The organism is Enterococcus sp. DIV0755b, assembly GCF_051713765.1.
Lineage (GTDB): Bacteria > Bacillota > Bacilli > Lactobacillales > Enterococcaceae > Enterococcus_C > Enterococcus_C canintestini.
The window spans coordinates 2778899-2797399 of sequence record NZ_JBIOQN010000001.1 but is presented as its reverse complement, the minus strand read 5'-3'; the positions used below and the strand labels follow the sequence as shown (position 1 = coordinate 2797399).

Genomic DNA, 18501 nt, shown 5'->3' with positions numbered 1-18501 from the left:
ACGTAATTCTAGTAGCTTAACATTAATAGTAAAAATCAGTGAAAGAAAGAGTAGCAAATAAGATCCTTTTAAGAGAGAACTGCCTTGGCTGAAAGTAGTTTAAGCCTTATTTGTCAAAGACATTCTGGAGATGAGCGCGTGCAAAGCCGCTTCCGTTTTACCAACGTTATCGGTCTTGAGGAAAGTTTAACTTTCAAATTTAGGTGGTACCGTGGATTGATCATTCGCCCTTGTGAGAACAAGGGCTTTTTTTGTATTCCAAAAACGGCCAAAAGCTGATTAAAAAAGAGTTTGATGGAGGGTAAAAAATGGCAAAACGAACTGTATATTGTGGTTTAGTTTCAAAAGCTGAGTTAGAACAAACTGTAACCTTAAAAGGTTGGGTACAAAAGCGTCGCGATTTAGGTGGCGTAATTTTTATTGATTTACGTGACAGAGAAGGCATTGTACAAGTGGTCTTTAATCCTGAATTATCAAAAGACGCCTGGGAAATTGCCGATAAATGTCGCAGTGAATATGTGATTGAAGTGACAGGTAAAGTTATTTTACGAGAAGCAGCAGCAATTAATCCCAAAATGAAAACCGGCGAATTTGAAGTTATCGTCTCTGAAATTACTGTTTTAAACAAAGCCAAAACACCACCATTTGCAATTGAAGATGATCAAGAAATCAGTGATGAAATTCGTTTAAAAAATCGCTCACTTGATTTACGTCGTCCTAAAATGACGCAAAATATTATCATGCGTCACAAAACAACCCAAGCCATTCGTCATTATTTAGACGAAAAAGGTTTCTTGGATATTGAAACACCTTATTTAGGTAAATCTACGCCAGAAGGTGCGCGGGATTATTTGGTACCTTCACGAGTACATCCGGGTCACTTCTATGCTTTGCCACAATCACCGCAATTGTTCAAGCAATTGTTGATGAACGCAGGCTTTGATCGTTACTATCAAATTGCGCGTTGTTTCCGGGATGAAGATTTAAGAGGCGACCGCCAACCTGAATTTACGCAAGTCGATATGGAAATGAGTTTTCTAACGGTAGAAGAAATTCAAGAGATTACAGAAGGTATGATTGCAAAAGTCATGCAAGAAGTAAAAGGAATTGAAGTGACGTTGCCATTTCCGCGCATGACTTATGATGAGGCGATGAATCGTTACGGTAGTGATAAGCCAGATACTCGTTTTGCGATGGAATTAGTGGACTTAGGTGATGTGGTAAAAGATGTCGATTTTAAAGTCTTCCAAATGGCACTAACTTCTGGTGGTGTAGTCAAAGCACTAAATGCAAAAGGTGCCGCTAGCAAGTATTCTCGTAAAGATATGGATAACTATGCCCATTATGTTGGTCAGTTTGGTGCAAAAGGACTAGCTTGGGTTAAAGTAGAAGAAGATGGCTTAAAAGGGCCAATTGCTAAATTTTTAACAGAAAAACAAGCGGACATTATTGCCGCTACAGATGCTGAAGTTGGCGATTTAATCATGTTTGGTGCAGATTCCTTTAACGTGGTAACAGCAGCTCTTGGTGCAGTTCGGAATAAAATGGCCAAAGAATTAGGCTTAATTGATGAAAGCAAGTTTAACTTTTTATGGATTACCGATTGGCCTCAATTTGAATATAGTGAAGAAGAAGGTCGTTATGTTTCGGCCCATCATCCTTTCACTTTACCCAAAAAAGAAGATATTCAATATCTAGCAACTGATCCAACCAAAGTACATGCCGAAGCTTATGACATTGTTTTAAATGGTTATGAATTAGGTGGGGGCTCATTGCGTATCCATGAACGCGAATTACAAGAAAAAATGTTTGCTGCTCTAGGTTTTGGCCGCGTAGAAATGCAAGAACAATTTGGTTTCTTATTAGACGCTTTAGACTATGGTTTTCCACCACTAGGCGGAATTGCCTTAGGTTTAGATCGTTTTGTTATGTTACTAGCAGGTGAAGACAATATTAGAGAAGTGATTGCCTTTCCAAAAAATGGGAAAGCGGCTGATCCTATGACGCAAGCACCAAGTACCGTTTCACCATTACAACTATTTGAATTAAATATTGAAGTCACTGCAACCGAAGAAGACTAAAAGAATCTTAAAAGGACACTCACTTTAGTGGGTTGTCCTTTTCTTTTTGCATCAGACTTCGTATAATGTACACAGCGAGAAGAAAGTTGAATTACTGCGATGGGCTTTGATTTGGCTTGCCTCTTAGTTATAGGCATAAGGAGCTTTTTTTATCATGAAAAATATTGCGCAAAAAGTCACTATTTCAGACTATTTGCAAAAGTTTTCGTTTTCTGTTGTTTACGCAATTTTAGCCTCAATTGCAGTAAACTTTTTCTATCAACCAGGAAAGATTTATTCTAGTGGAATTACCGGTGTGGCACAAATTATTACCACACTTTCAACAGATTGGTTCGGGTTTAATCTTCCAGTTTCGGCCAATTTATTAATTTTAAATCTACCTTTGTTTTTAGTCGGGTGGTTTAAAGTTGGTCATAAGTTTACGATTTTCACCGGTATCACCGTTGTTTTAGCTTCTTTATTTATGCAGATTATGCCAGAAGAAGTCTTAACAACAGATCCAATTGTTTGTGCCATTTTTGGTGGGGCTGTGATGGGCGCAGGAATTGGTTATGCATTAAGAAGTGGCTTGTCTTCAGGTGGTTTGGATTTTGTTAGTATTGCAATCCAAAAAAAGACGGGAAAGACAGTCGGCTCGATTTCGATTATTTTTAATATTATGATTATGTTCGCTGCCGGGTTACTGTTTGGCTGGCAGTATGCGTTATATAGTGCCATTGCCATCTTTGTAAGTGGCAAAGTAACCGATGCAGTTTTTACAAAACAAAAGAAAATGCAGGTAACCATTATTACGCGTCATCCTGATGCGGTGATCCATCATATTCAAGATAAGATGCGTCGGGGAATTACGATTATAAATGAAGCAGAAGGTGCCTATAAACATGATAAACAGACAGTCTTGTTAACTGTTTGTACACGGTTTGAATTACCTTTGATGCGTCAGGCAATGAGAGAGTCAGATCCAAAAGCTTTTGTCAGTATCGCTGAAAATGTTCAAATTTTAGGACGCTTTTATGAAGAAGAATTGTAATAAAAATTTATAGAATCTAGTGGGAAAAGTGGCGAAGTCATGGAACAAAAAACAAAACGACGATATATTACTGGCCTAGATGGTGTCCGCACTCTGGCTGTTTTAGGCGTTATCTTTTATCACCTTTTACCAGATAAAGTTAAAGGGGGGTATTTAGGGGTAGCGATATTTTTTGCGATTTCCGGTTATTTAATTACGGATCACTTAAATCAAGAGTGGCAAGAAACGGGGAAAATTCGCTTGCTAACTTTTTATAAAAAAAGAATTAAACGCCTATGGCCTAATCTAGCTCTTGTCATGGTGCTTTCTACGGCCTATATTACTTTATTTCAGCGCAATCTTTTAAATAATTTGCGGGGCGTATTTTTTAGTAGCCTTTTATTTTTTAATAACTGGTGGCAGATTCAAAACGGGGCCTCTTATTTTGATCGTTTCAATAACGAGTCGCCTTTTACGCATATCTGGTACACAGCAGTTGAAGCGCAGAACTATTTAATTTGGCCGATTTTATTTATTATTTTGATGCTACTATTGAAAAAAAGAGGCAAAATTTTTATCGCCGTCATGATTGGCGCGTTAGCTTCTGCCATTTGGATGGCAATCTTATTTAAACCTGGCAGTGATCCAACTCGTGTTTATTATGGCACAGATACGCGGGTCTTTGGTATTTGGATGGGGAGCGCGCTAGCTTTTATTTGGCCGTCAAATCATTTAAAAGAAAGAATTCCTAAAGAAGCAAAACGCTTATTAAATGGTGTGGGCTTAACTTCTTTATTCCTTTTAATTTTAAGTTTCTTTTTCTTAAGTGATCAAAATAGTTTTCTTTATTATGGTGGTTTCTTTTTAATTAGTATTCTGTGTGTCGTTTTACTGGCGGTGGTAGTTCATCCTGGTGCAAGCCTGAACAAATGGCTAACTAATCCGCTCTTTAAGTATATTGGTAGCCGCAGTTATTGGATTTATTTATATCAATATCCTGTCATGATTTTTTATGAAGCAAAAATCAAAAATTTAGCAGACAACGTTTTGTTACACACTGTGGTTGAAATATTTTTAATTATGTTACTAAGTGAATTATCTTATCAATTCTTTGAAAAACCATTGCGACACTTTGATTATTCTAAGACGTGGCAAGTAGTCAAAGGTTGGTTTAAAAAACCAATTCTTAGTTGGCAAAAACCAGCTTTTCTTCCAACAGTTGCAATCTTAGGTATCACGGTAGTCGGGCTTATTATTGCACCGGTCAATCATGTGGATGCCAATCAACAAAAAATGAAAGAACAAATTTTAGCCAATCGTAAAATTGCAGCGGAGTCTAAAAAAACAGCAAAAGAAAAAACCACTAACACAACGACAAGTACAACAGACGATAAAGCGGCTAATGCCAAAAAAGCGGAGCAACATTCAGAATTAGCCCAAAAGTATGGCGTGACCGACAGTCAAGTTAAAAAAGCGGATGCAGCTAAATTTACTTTCTTTGGTGATTCCGTCATGTTAGGGGCGGCAGCGGGATTAAATGAAATGTTTCCTAATTCTGTAGTAGATGCCGAAATCAACCGCCAAGTTTATGCCAGTGTTGATTTACTCCAAAAATTAAAAGACGATAAATTGTTACATGACACTGTGATTATCGGATTGGGGACCAATAGTCCATTTACGGATCAACAATTTGCCGATATTATGGCGATTATGGGACAAGAGCGCAAAGTTTATTGGATTAACATGCGGGCCCCAACTGTGCGTACCCAAGGAACGGTAAATGCAGCCTTAACCAGTATGGCCAAAAAATATAAAAACTTAACGATTATTGATTGGTATGATTATAGTATTAATCATAATGAGTGGTTTTATGAAGATGGTACCCACATCAATCCCGATGGTTTAACTAACTACGTTAAATTAATGGTTGATAGCCTGATCAAGTCTTAAACTTTCACTAGTTTTATAAAAATAAGAAAACTCCTTTTGCTACAAAACGAACCAGTTACCGAAACTGTCTGTCGTTTGTGCAAAAGGAGTTTTTTGTTTAGAAAATCACTTAAAGACGTTCAAATCATCAGATTTACTAGATTGTGTTACCATTAAACTATGAAAAACAGTTTTTTAATCTGAAGTAGGTTGTTGCATTTTAAAATTATGTGTAAAAACAATGGGTTTTATTTACCGATTGTTTAAAAAAATAAGCGTTACGCTTAGTAAAAAAGGAGTAGGACAATGACAGTAGATTATAATTCAAAAGCCTATCTAGAAAAAGTTGATGCTTGGTGGCGTGCGGCTAATTATATTTCAGTAGCACAAATTTACTTAAAAGGAAATCCTTTATTAAGAAGAGAAATCCAACCTAAAGATGTTAAAGTGCGCCCAATTGGTCATTGGGGAACGATTGCTGGTCAAAACTTTATTTACGCCCATTTAAATCGTGTTATCAATAAATATGATTTGAATATGTTTTATATTGAAGGTCCTGGACATGGTGGACAAGTAATGGTTTCAAATGCGTATATTGATGGTCATTATTCTGAAATTTACCCTGAAGTTACCCAAGATGAAGCAGGACTAGAAAGATTATGTAAAATTTTCTCATTTCCTGGGGGAATTGCTTCTCATGCAGCGCCAGAAACGCCAGGATCAATTCATGAAGGTGGCGAATTAGGTTATTCACTTTCCCATGCTACAGGAGCTATTTTAGATAATCCTGATGTGATTGCCGCAACTGTTGTTGGTGATGGTGAATCAGAAACAGGACCACTGGCAGCTTCGTGGTTTTCAAATGTTTTTATTAATCCAGTCAATGACGGAGCTGTGTTGCCAATTTTACATTTAAATGGTGCCAAGATTGCCAATCCAACCATTTTAGCCCGTAAATCAGATGAAGATTTGCAGAAATACTTTGAAGGAATGGGCTGGGATCCAGTCTTTGTTGAAGGAGACGATCCAGCAATTTTACATGAACAAATGGCAACAGTTATGGATGAAACGATTGAAAAAATTAAAGCAATTCAAGCAAAAGCGCGCCAAGACAAAGCCGAAAATGCAACGATGCCCCATTGGCCGGTGATTATTTGCCGCACACCTAAAGGCTGGACAGGGCCAAAGGAATGGGATGGCGAAGCAATTGAAGGTAGTTTTCGCGCCCATCAAGTACCAATTCCAATTGATGAACAACACATGGATCACGTTGATGCGTTAACGAACTGGTTAAAATCTTATCGTCCGGACGAACTTTTTGATGATAAAGGGACAATTAAGGCAGAAATTCAAGCACTTGCACCAAAAGGCGCTAAACGTATGTCAGCCAACCCGATTACAAATGGTGGCATAGATCCAAAACCTTTAAAGATTACCGATTGGAAAAAGTACGCCATCGATACGCAAAAACCTGGTGCCGTAATGGCGCAAGATATGATTGAGTTTGGTAAATTTGCTCGGGATATTATCACCGCTAATCTCCATAATTTTCGAATTTTTGGTCCAGATGAAACAAAATCAAATCGTTTGAATGAAGTTTTTGATGTTACCAATCGTCAATGGTTAGAACCAGAAAATACAAAATATGATGAATGGTTAGCGCCAGTCGGCCGAGTAATTGATTCACAACTATCAGAACATCAAAGTGAAGGCTTTTTAGAAGGTTATGTTTTAACCGGACGGCATGGTTTCTTTGCCTCTTATGAAGCATTCTTGCGCGTGGTAGATTCCATGATTACCCAACACTTTAAATGGATGCGAAAAGCCAAAGAACAAGCGTGGCGGAAAAATTATCCATCTTTAAATTTGATTTCATCTTCGACTGCTTTTCAACAAGATCATAATGGTTATACGCACCAAGATCCTGGGGTGTTAACGCATTTGGCGGAGAAAAAACCAGAATTTATTCGGGAATATTTACCAGCTGATACTAATACCTTACTGGCAGTAATGGCAGAAACTTTGGCATCAGAAGAAAAAATTAATTTGATTGTTTCATCTAAACATCCTCGTCCACAATTTTATTCAGTGGCAGAGGCAGAAGTTTTAGTAAAAGATGGGTTGAAAATTATTGATTGGGCTTCAACTGATGGCAATAAAGAACCAGATATTGTTATTGCGGCAGCTGGCACTGAACCTAACTTAGAAGCCTTAGCAGCAATTACAATTTTGAATCAAGAATTTCCACAGTTGAAAATTCGCTTTATTAATGTCGTCGACTTATTAAAATTACGTCACCCAGATGTTGATCCAAGAGGACTAAGCGATGAAGAATTTGAAAATTATTTTACCAAAGATAAACCAATTGTTTTTTGTTTCCACGGTTATGAAGGTTTGATTCGTGATATTTTCTTTAATCGTACCAATCGCAATGTCCGCATCCATGGTTATCGCGAAAATGGTGATATCACTACACCGTTTGACATGCGGGTTTACTCTCAAATGGATCGTTTCCATGTAGCGCAAGATGTCGCACTGGCAGTTTATGGTGCACAAGGAGCTGAATTTGGTCAAAAAATGGAAGATAAACTTAATTTCCATCATGATTATATTCGTGAAAATGGCGTCGACATTCCAGAAGTTGAAAATTGGCAATGGCAAGAGTTGAAATAGTTTATTAAACAGTAACAGCCCCTTTTTTCTTAACTGCAAATTAGAGCAGCAAAGGAGAAAAGGAGCTGTTTTTTTAGGTAAGAAAAAAGTTAATCTTTGTTACTAAAATACTGCATATAGTGAGGTAAAGCAGCACTGATAGTGGTTGGTAAAACCACATAATTATCTTCTGCCAAGAGATCGCCAATATAGCTGTGGAGATAAACAGCCGCACAGATTGCATCACTTTTATTTTGAAATTGCGCCAAAAAGCCAGTCACCATTCCGGCTAAAGTATCACCAGTACCACCGGTTGCCATAGCAGGATTACCTAAAGGACAATGATAGCACTCTTTTATAGTATAAATTTCGGTGCGATGACTTTTAACGATTACATTGGCCTGAAGCTTTTGTTGAAAAGTAGCATTAGTCTGCTCATTTTGTTGCTCTATTGGAATACCACTGAGGCGCTGCCATTCCATTTGATGCGGTGTAAAAACGGTGTGAGAAGGATGAGTTAGTGACAATGCTTCTTGGGCAAATAAACTAATCCCAGAGCCGTCAATAACCAGCCACTGATTTTTTGTTTGTAGCGATAAAACAATTTTTAATAATTTAAGACTGTGTTCATCCAATCCTAGTCCTGGTCCGATTAAAATGACAGTTGCACTTTCCAGCACTTGAAAAATAAGTTTTTCATCCTCCCAATCCACGACCATAACTTCTGGTAAACGAGCGTGCAAGGGGGCGTGGTTGTCTTTTTGAGTAATCACAGTGACTAAGCCCGCCCCACTTTTAACGCAAGCTTCAGCACTCATCATAATTGCTCCACCATATTGCTTGTTGCCCCCAATTAGAACAGCACGACCAAATGTACCTTTATGGGAAATAGCTGGCCGTTTTTTGATGACGTTAGTTAAAATAGCTTCTGATAAAATTTCCATAGGTTCTCCTTTTTGTTCTTTAGTTTTATTATAACCAATCTTTTTTATTTCAACCAAAAATCAGTCAGCATCCTTTGTCAAAAAGTTGCTAAAAGTGGTATGATAGTTGAGAATAATGCAGTTTTATACATAGACTTAATATTTATGACAGATGTCTAATTAAGTTATGTAATTGTCAGGAGGAAATGTAGATGGATATTAATTGGCAAAAAGAAGTTGATGCTAGAAAAGACGATTTACTTAAAGATTTATTTGATTTATTACGCATTAACAGTGAACGAGATGACAGTAAAAAAACAGACGATGCACCTTTTGGACCAGGGCCAAAAGACGCTTTAAAACACATGCTGGCTTATGGCCAACGCGACAGCTTTACTGTAAAAAACGTCGACAATTATGCAGGTCATATCGAATTTGGTGAAGGAAATGAAACTTTAGGTATCTTCGGTCACATGGATGTAGTACCTGCTGGTGATGGTTGGGACACAGATCCCTATGAACCAGTCCTAAAAGATGGCAAAATTTTTGCTCGCGGTTCTTCAGATGATAAAGGTCCAAGTATGGCAGCATATTACGGCATGAAAATCGTCCGTGATTTAGGTTTACCATTAAGTAAAAAAGTACGCTTTGTCGTAGGTTCTGATGAAGAATCAGGTTGGGCCGACATGAACTATTACTTTGAAAAAGAAGAAAAACCTGATTTTGGCTTTTCACCAGATGCAGAATTTCCAATTATTAATGGTGAAAAAGGGAATATTACTTTAGGTGCTCATTTTCATGGTAACAACGAAGGCGCTTATGGTTTGAAAAATTTTGCAGCGGGTCTTAGAGAAAATATGGTGCCAGGTGCAGCAACAGCAAAAATGTTAGTACCAGATGAAGAAGCTGCCTTAGCAATGGAAAAAGCTTTTTATGACTTTGTTGAACAAAATCCTGTTACTGGTACGATTACTGTTGAAGATGTGGAAGTTTCAATTGAATTAGTCGGTAAAAGTGCCCATGGTGCTAGTCCTCAATCTGGGATTAATGCCGGAACATTCTTAGCTCTATTTTTAGATCAATTTGAATTTGGTGGCGGCGCCAAACAATTTTTACATGTGGCGGCTACAATTATTCACGAAGATTTTTATGGTGAAAAATTAGGTGTAGCGTATGAAGATGAAAAAATGGGTAAATTGACAATGAACGCTGGACTGTTTGCTTTTAAAGAAAATGAAGAAGGCTTCCAAGCAGATAATTTTATTGCAATGAACTTCCGCTATCCCAAAGGTGTGACAGCAGAAGGACTAGAAATTTCTGTTGATGGTAAATTAGGCATGGAAGGTGCCTCTATTACCCACAATGAACGCAATATGTTACCTCATTACGTACCAGAAGATGATCCATTGGTAGCAACTTTACTAGCCGTTTATGAAGATCATACTGGCGAAAAAGGACATGAAAAAATCATCGGTGGTGGCACGTATGGCCGTCTATTAGAACGAGGTGTCGCTTATGGCGCTATGTTCCCAGGTTATGTTGATACTATGCACCAAGCCAATGAATTTATGACATTAGACGATTTATTGCGGGCGACAGCTATCTACGCTGATGCTATTTATCGTTTAGCGAAGTAAGAATTAACAACACTTAGTAAAAGTCTTATTAAAAAGTACCTGAACAGAAGTTTGATGTATTTGCTTATAGCTTACATTCAAAAGCATTTAAACCGTGCATATTCTTCTGCTTTAGGTGCTTTTCTTTTACATTTGATTCTTAATAAAAGGAGGAGTTAGATGAAAAAGAGTTGGATTATTTTAGGCAGTGTTTTATTCATCATTATGATAGGAATTGGGTATAAAGTTTATCAAAATGATAGTAAAAAAGCCAATGTTCTAAAAACAAAAGAGCAACAATTGACGATTTTAAAAGAATATCCTGAAGTTAAAGCGGCACTGCTTCCAGCAGATGATCCTAAAGCAGGGATGTACCCTATCCCAGGTCTTTTTGAAGGGGAAAGTATCGCGTTAAAAACCGGTGAAAAATCTTTATGTCACGATTTAACACCACAAGGGATTGCTATGAGTGCTGATAAAATTTATATAAGTGAGTATTGTCATTTGCATGAACATCATTCTGTGGTACAAGTAATTGATAAAAAGACGAAAAAATGGGAAAAAACAATTGTCGTACCAGGAGAGCCTCATTTGGGTGGGATAGTTTATCGCAAAGAAGCACAACAGCTATGGTTGGCAACTGAAACAAATAAAAAAGCAAGTTTATCTTTGTTATTAACAGATACATTGGCCAATTATGATTTAGCTGAAAAAAACCAGCCAATCCGCTATGATATGACAATTCCAATCGGAGATATACCGAGAGCCTCTCTTTTGGCTTACTTGGATCCCTTTTTAGTTGTCGGCTATTTTTCTAATAAAAAGGAAGGTAAATTAGCGATGTTTCCTTTTGATACTAAAGGGGATTTAGTTTCTGTTGTTACCCAAACGCAGTCACTTAATGACTTAGGGGCAGCAGATGACTTAAATTCTGAAGATACCACTCATATCTTGAAAAAAATTCAAGGAATTGCTTATTGGAAAAATTACATGTTTATGTCGCAATCTTTTGGTAATCGTGATAGTAAATTATATGTTTTTGATTTACAAGATACAAAAGGAGGCTTTAATCCTGAGTCAGCAAAACTTGTACTGGATTTCCCGCCTTATCTTGAGCAAATCAATACCGATGGAGATTCGTTATTTGCGATGTTTGAAAGTGGCGCCAAGGCGTATCGTCATCACACCAATAAGAATATCGAGTACGCTATCCAGTTAGATATTAAAACGTTATTAGGTAATTTAAAAATAAAAGAATAATTTTCATTGTTACTAACAGACACAAAAGGAATAAAAGTCGCTTGTGGATACGAAAAAAGACTGAAAGCTACAGTTAACGTGTAACTTTCAGTCTTTTGGTATAGATAAAGAACTTAGCTTCTGTATCAAATAAAATTAATTGATTTTAATCCGTTTGATGTCTAAAACAGTACCTGTTTTAGCATCAGCCAAAAACTCATAGGTGACTAACTGATCGTCTTCTAAACGTGTAATACCGCCTTCATAGCCTTCAGAATGGACGGCAAATTTACGTAAAGGTTGTTTTTCAAAATTAATCCAAGAGCCTTCAATTGGTCCTTCTTTTAAAAATTCATCTTTAACGATTTGTAAAACATCATCCGCTCGTAAATTTTTTTTGCGTTGTAGCCAAAAAGCAGAAGCCATCCCACTAACTAGACCAACGCCCATTCCTAGCGCCAGTCCGCCTTTAAAATATGAAATTTCATTTTCGTTGTTCATTAGGCGCCCTCCTATATTTTTCATCTAATCTCTGCTAGTAAGTTGCAGAGGATATCTTCTTTTTTATCCACTTTTATTCTATCACAAAGTAAAAAAATACATAGAAAAAACTACTTTTGGCGTGAATGAATTTGTCTGGGAATTTGTTATGCTATAATAGGCACGTAAAGATTTTTATGAAAGAAGGGTTAGCCTACGGGCGCAAATAGATGGAAGAAAAAACATTTGCACGTATTAAAGAATTAACAGAACTACAAGGAACAAGTGGCTTTGAACATGAAGTCAGAGCGTATATGAAAGAAAAAATGACGCCACTTGTAGATGAAATGCAACAAGATGGTTTAGGCGGGATTTTTGGTATTCGTCATCATGAAGATGAAGATGCTCCCCGCGTAATGGTCGCAGCGCATATGGATGAAGTTGGTTTTATGCTAACAGAAATTACTCCGACTGGCTTATTTAAAGTTGTACCATTGGGTGGTTGGAATCCTTACGTAGTATCAGCACAACGTTTTACTTTGAAAACTTCAACAGGGCATAATTATCCTTGTATTTCAAGCTCTGTTCCACCACATTTATTAAGAGGAACGAGCGGTCAACAAAATGTTTCAGTTGAAAGTATTTTATTTGATGCTGGTTTTGCTTCAAAAGAAGAAGCACTAGAATATGGTGTTTTACCAGGAGACACTATCGTACCGCAAGTAGAAACAATTAAAACAGCTAATGGTAAAAATATTATTAGTAAAGCTTGGGATAATCGTTACGGTTGTACCTTAGTTTTAGAAGCATTAGAAGCTTTAGAAAATGAGAAATTGGGGCATACTTTAATTGCCGGTGCAAATGTGCAAGAAGAAGTCGGTTTAAGAGGTTCAAAACCTTCTGTTTCCAAATTCAAACCGGATTTATTCTTTGCTGTTGACTGTTCTGCTGCTGATGACACCGTCACAAAAAATGGAACATTTGGTCATTTAGGCGAAGGTACTTTAATGCGTATTTATGATCCTGGTTTGATTATGTTGCCTCGCTTAAAAGAGTACTTGTTAGATACAGCCGCAACCTACAACATTCCATACCAATACTTTGTTTCAAAAGGTGGTACAGATGCAGGTGCAGCTCATACAACAAATGAAGGTGTGCCAAGTACCGTTATTGGTGTTTGTGGGCGCTATATTCACACTCATCAAACGATGTTTAGTATCGCTGATTTTGAAGCAGCACGGGAAATGTTAATCCAAACTTTAAAAGGTTTAGATAAAAGTACAGTGGAAACGATTATTGGTGGTAAATAGTAAGTAATTCCGAAAAAATGGCGTTAAAAAGAGGAGAGACTCATGATTATTCCTAAAAATTTAGAAGAATTAGCAACTTACGTAGATAAGGGGCAAAATGTCTTTTTCTTCACAGCTGATTGGTGTGGTGATTGTCGGTTCATTAAACCTGCATTACCAGAAATTGAAGCTGATTTTCCGCAGTATAACTTTATTGAAGTTGACCGAGATAAATACATTGATGTTGCAGCCAAGTGGAATATTTTTGGTATTCCTAGTCTAGTGGTCATAAAAGAAGGCAAAGAACTAGGACGTTTGGTTAATAAAGATCGTAAAACAAAAGCGGAGATTGAAGATTTTTTGAACAGTTTATAAGCTTTGGAAAAGAGGAGATTGCAATGAGTAGACAGGTGTATCAAAACATTTTAGTCGGCATTGACGGTTCTGAACAAGCAACGCAAGCATTTCAAAAAGCAGTGGAAGTTGCCCGACGCAACGATGGTAAAGTTTATGTGGCAAATGTCATTCAACAAAATGTCCCCGTTTTAATGGGGTACAGTTCATTGAATCAAAATATTGTGGATCAAGAAACCGAGGCAGCCAAAGTGTTGATTGAAGAATGTAAGGATTATGGCAAATCAGTTGATTTTACGAATATTGAAGGTATTGTGGCTTATGGCTCTGCCAAAACTGCAATGGCGACACAATTACCAGAAAAGTATGATATTGATTTAGTTATGGTAGGACAATCAGGCTTAAATGCAGTCGAACGCTTTATGACCGGAAGTGTGGCAAGTTTTGTTATTCGCGAAGCTCCTTGTGATGTTTTAGTGGTAACTTATGAAGAAAAGAACGAAAAAGCATGACGATTCCTTGCTTTTTTGGTAAGATAGCTAGCGGAAGTTTTAAAACTTCCGCTACTAATTTTTAATAGTGTTTTTAAGGAGGAAACGTTGTGATTTTTGCATACAACAAAGCCCATGTTGGCGATACTTTACTTGTAATGATGGCTGACGATCAGGGATTGGAACAAACGGTTGAACGAAAATTCAATATTGCGCAAATTAAAAATAGCGCAGGTACAATTGTCGGCTGGAACTTTTTCCACGTTTCTGAATTTCTAGAATTAACTGGCAATGGCGCCATTTCATTAACTGATGAACAAATCGATCTTTTAAATGAAAAATTAGCAATTTCAGGTTTTAATGAAAAATTACCTTATGATCATGAACCTCATTTTGTAGTTGGTTTTGTCAAAAGTTGTGTGCCACATCCAGACAGTGATCATTTATCAATCACTGAAACTGAAGTAGACAATGGTGAAGTTTTACAAATTGTTTGCGGCGCACCAAATATTCGGGAAGGTTTAAAAGTCGTTGTAGCAAAACCTGGTACAATGATGCCTGATGGAATGCTAATTTGGCCAGGCGTTTTACGTGGGGTTGAAAGTTATGGCATGATTTGTTCAGCTAAAGAATTAGAGTTACCCAATGCGCCACAGAAAAAAGGTATTTTAGAATTAAGCCAAGATGCAGTCGTTGGCAGTGAATTTAAACGCGCATAACAAGAAAATCTTCATAAACGCGCATAACTTTTTTGGTTTAGGGTAGAATGATAAAAAATTATTTCGCATATTTCTTGTTATTTTGATTCAATGTGCGAAGAGTTCGTGTGTAAAGCTAGACAACAAGAAAAGCTTCTTACATTAAGTAGGAAGCTTTTTTATTGTGCTAAATTTTTGTAGTTGAATAGTGTGTGCAACTGGTTAAGAATCAAAAATTATCAGTCTTTCGACAAAAACATCCGCAACCTTTTCTAAAGGCTACGGATGAAATCCTGTTTAAAATTAATTATTTTGCTTTAAAGCAGATTGGTCGATTGTTAAGGCGACTTTTGTTGTGTGTTCTTTGCTACCACGGTAATAGGTAATTTCAATGGAATCGCCGACTTTTTTCTTGTATAAAGCAGATTGTAAATCAGAAGTAGAGTCGACTTCTTTGCCATCAATTTTAGTGATCACATCATATTGTTTTAAGCCAGCTTGTTCTGCTGGAGTTGCATTTTGAACCGTCGTGATGACAACCCCATTTTTAAGTGAGCTAGGTACTTTTAAGATTTGTTCTTGTTGTTGTGATGTAACAGCTGATAAGTCTACCATAGTAATACCAAGAGCTGGGCGAGTAACTTTGCCATCTTTTTCAAGCTGATTAATAATAGAAACTACGTCATTACTTGGAATGGCAAAGCCCATACCTTCAACGCTGATGTCAGAACTAGAAGAGTTCGTTGAGGCAATCTTACTTGAATTAATACCAATTACCTGACCGGCAATATTAACTAAAGGACCACCAGAGTTACCAGGGTTAATTGCAGCATCAGTTTGAATTGCACTGATATTCACGCCAGTTTGTGAATCAGAGACTTGGCGATTTAAAGAAGAAATAATCCCAGAAGTAACAGAGTTAGCATATTGGGAACCTAAAGGCGAACCAATTGCAATCGCAGGTTCACCAACCTTCAAGGCTGAAGAATCACCAAAAGTAGCTGTTTTATCAACTTTATCACTACTAATTTTTAGAACTGCTAAGTCAGTATAAGTATCTGTTCCAACTAATTCGGCTTTAATTTTTTCGCCATCTTTTAAAACAACTTCTAATCCATCTTGTCCTTCAACAACGTGATTATTAGTAACTACATAAGCAGTATTGCCATCCTTTTTATAAATGACACCACTACCTTCACCGACTGCTTGTAAGTCACCAGACTCACTATCACTGTCTGATTCTGACTCAGATTGTCCTTGACCAAATAAGTCTCCAAATGGATTACTTGATGAGGCTTGTTGTTTTTGTAAATTAATAACTGATACGACAGCATCTTGAACTTTTTCTACGGCAGAAGTAATATCTGTATCTGCATCAACTTTTACATTTGATACTTTTGTTTCACCACTCGCTGTTGTTGTTTGTTCTGAGGTATTACTTGGTTGTAAATTGGAACCATTGGCGAGATAAAAACCACCACCTACTAAGGCTGCTCCTAATACACCACCTAATATCCCGATGAAAAAGCGACTAAGCGCGCCACCTGATTTTTTTCTTTGCATGTTTGTTTCCCCCTTATTGTGGAATTCTTATAATTATAGTATATGATTTATTGCTGAGTTTAGTCTAATTATAGACTTTGAATAAAATATGAAAAAGTTGGTAGGAAATATTTCACAAATGAAGAAATTTTATCTTTTCCTTTGAAAACGATCGTTATTGCACTTTTGTAAAAATTGGGGATTAGTTATCCACAGACTTGTGAACAATGTGGATAAAAATGTGGAAACGTATGTTTGCTATGCTTTGATAGGATTAACTCGACATTTTTGCGTAGTAAATATTTAGCGAAAAGAAAAATGAATGTGTAAAACTTTGTGGTAAACTAAAAAAGACTTATGAACAATTGGGGAAAAGAGGTAAAATATGCAAATTAAAATTATTGCAGTCGGCAAATTAAAAGAAAAATATCTCGTGCAAGGGATAAAAGAATATATGAAACGTTTAGGCGGTTATACAAAAATTGAGTTAATTGAAGTAGCAGATGAAAAAGCACCAGAAAATTTAAGTGCAGCTCAAATGCAACAAGTAAAAGACAAAGAAGGAGAGCGAATTTTAGCTAAAATCAAAGAACAAGATTATGTTTTTGCCTTAGCAATTGAAGGTGAAAATCCAACCAGTGAGGCTTTTGCTAAGCAAATGGCCCAGCTAATGGTACAAGGAAAAAGTCATTTTGTTTTTGTCATTGGTGGTTCACTAGGGTTAAGTACTGCTGTTATGAAACGGAGTAATGCAGCAATTTCATTTGGCAAAATGACGTACCCGCACCAATTAATGCGACTGATTCTAGTAGAACAAATCTACCGCGCCTTTCGGATTAATCATGGGGAGCCGTATCACAAGTGATGCGGTTTTTTGCTGTCTATTTTATAGATTTAATTTAATGAAAGCCAAAAGCTGGCTAATTTATCTTTTTACTAACTACTTCTAAATGCTAACAATCCGTGCTTTGTAAGTAAGCGATCAGAGTTTACTCTTTGTTGAAAACGTTTGCTGTAAAAAGCGACCTAATGATACACGTATAAGGAAAGGCGGGGAAAATTGTGAAGAAAATTTTGTTAGGGTTAGCAATTATTTCTTTGTTACTGGTGGGTTGTTCAAATAAGTCAGAAGAAGCGTACCAATCTGCAATGACAGACGGTATTCAAGCAGTGGCAGACCAGAATTATCCTAAGGCAAAAGGCTATTTTGAAACAGCTTTGAAAGAAAAAAATGATGATAAAAAAGCGGAGAATTACTTAGCTGCAGTAAAAAATTATCAAATCTTACTTAAATACCAAGAAGAAGAGGATTTGGAGAAAGGTTTGGATTTATCAACTAAACTTTCGAATGATAAAAATGTACCAGATACAATTAAGAAACATGTTCAAAAAGTTGGTGAAGAATTTATTGCTATTAAGAATACGCTTGATGAGAGCATGAAATTGTATAATGAGGCGGAAAAATTGTCTGAGGAGAAGAAGTATACTGAGTCAAATGAGAAACTGAAGGTTATTCAAAATGAAAAACTACAAGGTACATATTACAAAGATTTAATAGCTAAGACAGTAGAACTTTCCCAATTAAATTTAACAGAGATTGAGAAAATAGCGTTAGCTGAAAAAGAAGCCGCTGAGCAAAAAGCAAAAGAAGAAGCACAAAAAAAGGCGGCTGAAGAAAAGATAGCAAAACAAAAAGCGGCAGAGCAACAACTAGCTTCTGGAAATGAAATGGATTCCACTTTTTCAATTACAGAAAGACAGGCATTGGATATTGCAGAGAACTTTTATAATTTCAACTCAGATGGTCAACAAGTTAGTTTTCAAAATATGAATCCGGGCAAGATTTTTTTAAATGAGGATGGAAGTGGGTTTTATAATATCTATGTAATGATAGAGGGCGCCCCAAGTGCAGCAATTTCTGTTGACGCTAATACTGGAGAAGCCAATCACAGTATCATGCATTTTCGTGGATTAGGTGTAGAAATTATAACTGTGGATGCACCTTGAGGAAGTTCCTAAATTGCTTTAATTACTGTGAGTTTAAAAGAAAATGTAGTGTCTTTTTGGTTTTAAAGGAGAAGAGTAAGAAAAAGTGGCTGTAGATATAGTTGATTGGTTACTTTGGACAATAGGAGTGTTATTAAAAGTAAAGCCTGCTACAACTTTAAACGCAAAATAAATCTGCATAATTTCTAGTT

At 36.7% G+C, this 18501-nt stretch carries 15 protein-coding genes and 1 other annotated feature; of the genes, 12 read left to right on the top strand and 3 right to left on the bottom strand.

The window, feature by feature from the left end; genetic code table 11:
* The first annotated feature begins 29 nt into the window (after positions 1-29).
* Positions 30-235 (top strand) — a binding site (T-box leader).
* A 73-nt stretch (positions 236-308) separates the two neighbouring features.
* The 4 genes from aspS to IGI65_RS13465 all read left to right on the top strand — a co-directional run bounded on the left by aspS (position 309) and on the right by IGI65_RS13465 (position 7692).
* The gene (aspS, locus tag IGI65_RS13480) at positions 309-2081 is read left to right on the top strand and encodes an aspartate--tRNA ligase (protein WP_438774365.1); all 1773 of its coding nucleotides are present in this window, start codon (positions 309-311) and stop codon (positions 2079-2081) included.
* 154 nt (positions 2082-2235) lie between these two features.
* Positions 2236-3111: a YitT family protein gene (locus tag IGI65_RS13475; protein WP_095006650.1), complete on the top strand. Its 876-nt coding sequence runs from the start codon at positions 2236-2238 to the stop codon at positions 3109-3111.
* Positions 3112-3150: 39 nt separating this feature from the next.
* On the top strand, positions 3151-5040 hold the full coding sequence (locus IGI65_RS13470; RefSeq protein WP_071865100.1) for an acyltransferase family protein: 1890 nt from the start codon (positions 3151-3153) through the stop codon (positions 5038-5040).
* Positions 5041-5325: 285 nt separating this feature from the next.
* The gene (locus IGI65_RS13465; RefSeq protein ID WP_438774364.1) at positions 5326-7692 is read left to right on the top strand and encodes a phosphoketolase family protein; all 2367 of its coding nucleotides are present in this window, start codon (positions 5326-5328) and stop codon (positions 7690-7692) included.
* Positions 7693-7781: 89 nt separating this feature from the next.
* On the opposite strand, the gene IGI65_RS13460 is transcribed toward IGI65_RS13465, so the two are convergent.
* Positions 7782-8615 carry an NAD(P)H-hydrate dehydratase gene (locus tag IGI65_RS13460; RefSeq protein ID WP_438774363.1) on the bottom strand — a complete coding sequence of 278 codons (834 nt, stop codon included), beginning with the start codon at positions 8613-8615 and terminating at the stop codon, positions 7782-7784.
* Positions 8616-8806: 191 nt separating this feature from the next.
* On the opposite strand from IGI65_RS13460, the gene pepV reads away from it, so the two are divergent.
* Both pepV and IGI65_RS13450 read left to right on the top strand, forming a co-directional pair.
* Complete coding sequence (gene pepV, locus IGI65_RS13455; RefSeq protein ID WP_438774362.1) at positions 8807-10231, top strand: dipeptidase PepV; 1425 nt, start codon at positions 8807-8809, stop codon at positions 10229-10231.
* Between the two features lie 159 nt (positions 10232-10390).
* Positions 10391-11470, top strand: a complete 1080-nt coding sequence (locus IGI65_RS13450; protein ID WP_438774361.1) for a hypothetical protein — start codon at positions 10391-10393, stop codon at positions 11468-11470.
* 135 nt (positions 11471-11605) lie between these two features.
* Here the strand turns inward: IGI65_RS13450 and IGI65_RS13445 are convergent, their stop codons facing one another.
* Positions 11606-11950, bottom strand: a complete 345-nt coding sequence (locus tag IGI65_RS13445) for a PepSY domain-containing protein (RefSeq protein ID WP_438774360.1) — start codon at positions 11948-11950, stop codon at positions 11606-11608.
* A 209-nt stretch (positions 11951-12159) separates the two neighbouring features.
* On the opposite strand from IGI65_RS13445, the gene pepA reads away from it, so the two are divergent.
* The 4 genes from pepA (at position 12160) to ytpR (ending at position 14782) form a co-directional block, all read left to right on the top strand.
* Positions 12160-13239 carry a glutamyl aminopeptidase gene (pepA, locus tag IGI65_RS13440; RefSeq protein ID WP_438774359.1) on the top strand — a complete coding sequence of 360 codons (1080 nt, stop codon included), beginning with the start codon at positions 12160-12162 and terminating at the stop codon, positions 13237-13239.
* Between the two features lie 42 nt (positions 13240-13281).
* Entirely contained in the window at positions 13282-13593 is a 312-nt protein-coding gene (locus IGI65_RS13435; RefSeq protein WP_438774358.1) for a thioredoxin family protein, read from the top strand.
* A 23-nt stretch (positions 13594-13616) separates the two neighbouring features.
* Positions 13617-14084, top strand: a complete 468-nt coding sequence (locus IGI65_RS13430; protein WP_071865093.1) for a universal stress protein — start codon at positions 13617-13619, stop codon at positions 14082-14084.
* Between the two features lie 89 nt (positions 14085-14173).
* On the top strand, positions 14174-14782 hold the full coding sequence (gene ytpR, locus IGI65_RS13425; protein ID WP_071865092.1) for a YtpR family tRNA-binding protein: 609 nt from the start codon (positions 14174-14176) through the stop codon (positions 14780-14782).
* Positions 14783-15064: 282 nt separating this feature from the next.
* Here the strand turns inward: ytpR and IGI65_RS13420 are convergent, their stop codons facing one another.
* Positions 15065-16324, bottom strand: a complete 1260-nt coding sequence (locus tag IGI65_RS13420; RefSeq protein WP_438774357.1) for a S1C family serine protease — start codon at positions 16322-16324, stop codon at positions 15065-15067.
* 364 nt (positions 16325-16688) lie between these two features.
* Here IGI65_RS13420 and rlmH point away from each other — a divergent pair, with 364 nt between their 5' ends.
* Together rlmH and IGI65_RS13410 are read left to right on the top strand one after the other, a co-directional pair.
* A complete protein-coding gene (gene rlmH / locus IGI65_RS13415) occupies positions 16689-17168 on the top strand; it encodes a 23S rRNA (pseudouridine(1915)-N(3))-methyltransferase RlmH (RefSeq protein ID WP_438774356.1) in 480 nt (159 codons plus the stop codon).
* 197 nt (positions 17169-17365) lie between these two features.
* Positions 17366-18310, top strand: coding sequence for a hypothetical protein (locus tag IGI65_RS13410; protein WP_438774355.1), 945 nt, complete (start codon positions 17366-17368; stop codon positions 18308-18310).
* Positions 18311-18501: the final 191 nt, after the last annotated feature.

Excerpts from the sequence above, each read along its gene's own strand:
- aspS (WP_438774365.1), top strand. The coding sequence starts at position 309 with ATGGCAAAACGAACTGTATATTGTGGTTTAGTTTCAAAAGCTGAGTTA.
- IGI65_RS13475 (WP_095006650.1), top strand. The coding sequence starts at position 2,236 with ATGAAAAATATTGCGCAAAAAGTCACTATTTCAGACTATTTGCAAAAG.
- IGI65_RS13470 (WP_071865100.1), top strand. The coding sequence starts at position 3,151 with ATGGAACAAAAAACAAAACGACGATATATTACTGGCCTAGATGGTGTC.
- IGI65_RS13465 (WP_438774364.1), top strand. The coding sequence starts at position 5,326 with ATGACAGTAGATTATAATTCAAAAGCCTATCTAGAAAAAGTTGATGCT.
- IGI65_RS13460 (WP_438774363.1), bottom strand. The coding sequence starts at position 8,615 with ATGGAAATTTTATCAGAAGCTATTTTAACTAACGTCATCAAAAAACGG.
- pepV (WP_438774362.1), top strand. The coding sequence starts at position 8,807 with ATGGATATTAATTGGCAAAAAGAAGTTGATGCTAGAAAAGACGATTTA.
- IGI65_RS13450 (WP_438774361.1), top strand. The coding sequence starts at position 10,391 with ATGAAAAAGAGTTGGATTATTTTAGGCAGTGTTTTATTCATCATTATG.
- IGI65_RS13445 (WP_438774360.1), bottom strand. The coding sequence starts at position 11,950 with ATGAACAACGAAAATGAAATTTCATATTTTAAAGGCGGACTGGCGCTA.
- pepA (WP_438774359.1), top strand. The coding sequence starts at position 12,160 with ATGGAAGAAAAAACATTTGCACGTATTAAAGAATTAACAGAACTACAA.
- IGI65_RS13435 (WP_438774358.1), top strand. The coding sequence starts at position 13,282 with ATGATTATTCCTAAAAATTTAGAAGAATTAGCAACTTACGTAGATAAG.
- IGI65_RS13430 (WP_071865093.1), top strand. The coding sequence starts at position 13,617 with ATGAGTAGACAGGTGTATCAAAACATTTTAGTCGGCATTGACGGTTCT.
- IGI65_RS13420 (WP_438774357.1), bottom strand. The coding sequence starts at position 16,324 with ATGCAAAGAAAAAAATCAGGTGGCGCGCTTAGTCGCTTTTTCATCGGG.
- rlmH (WP_438774356.1), top strand. The coding sequence starts at position 16,689 with ATGCAAATTAAAATTATTGCAGTCGGCAAATTAAAAGAAAAATATCTC.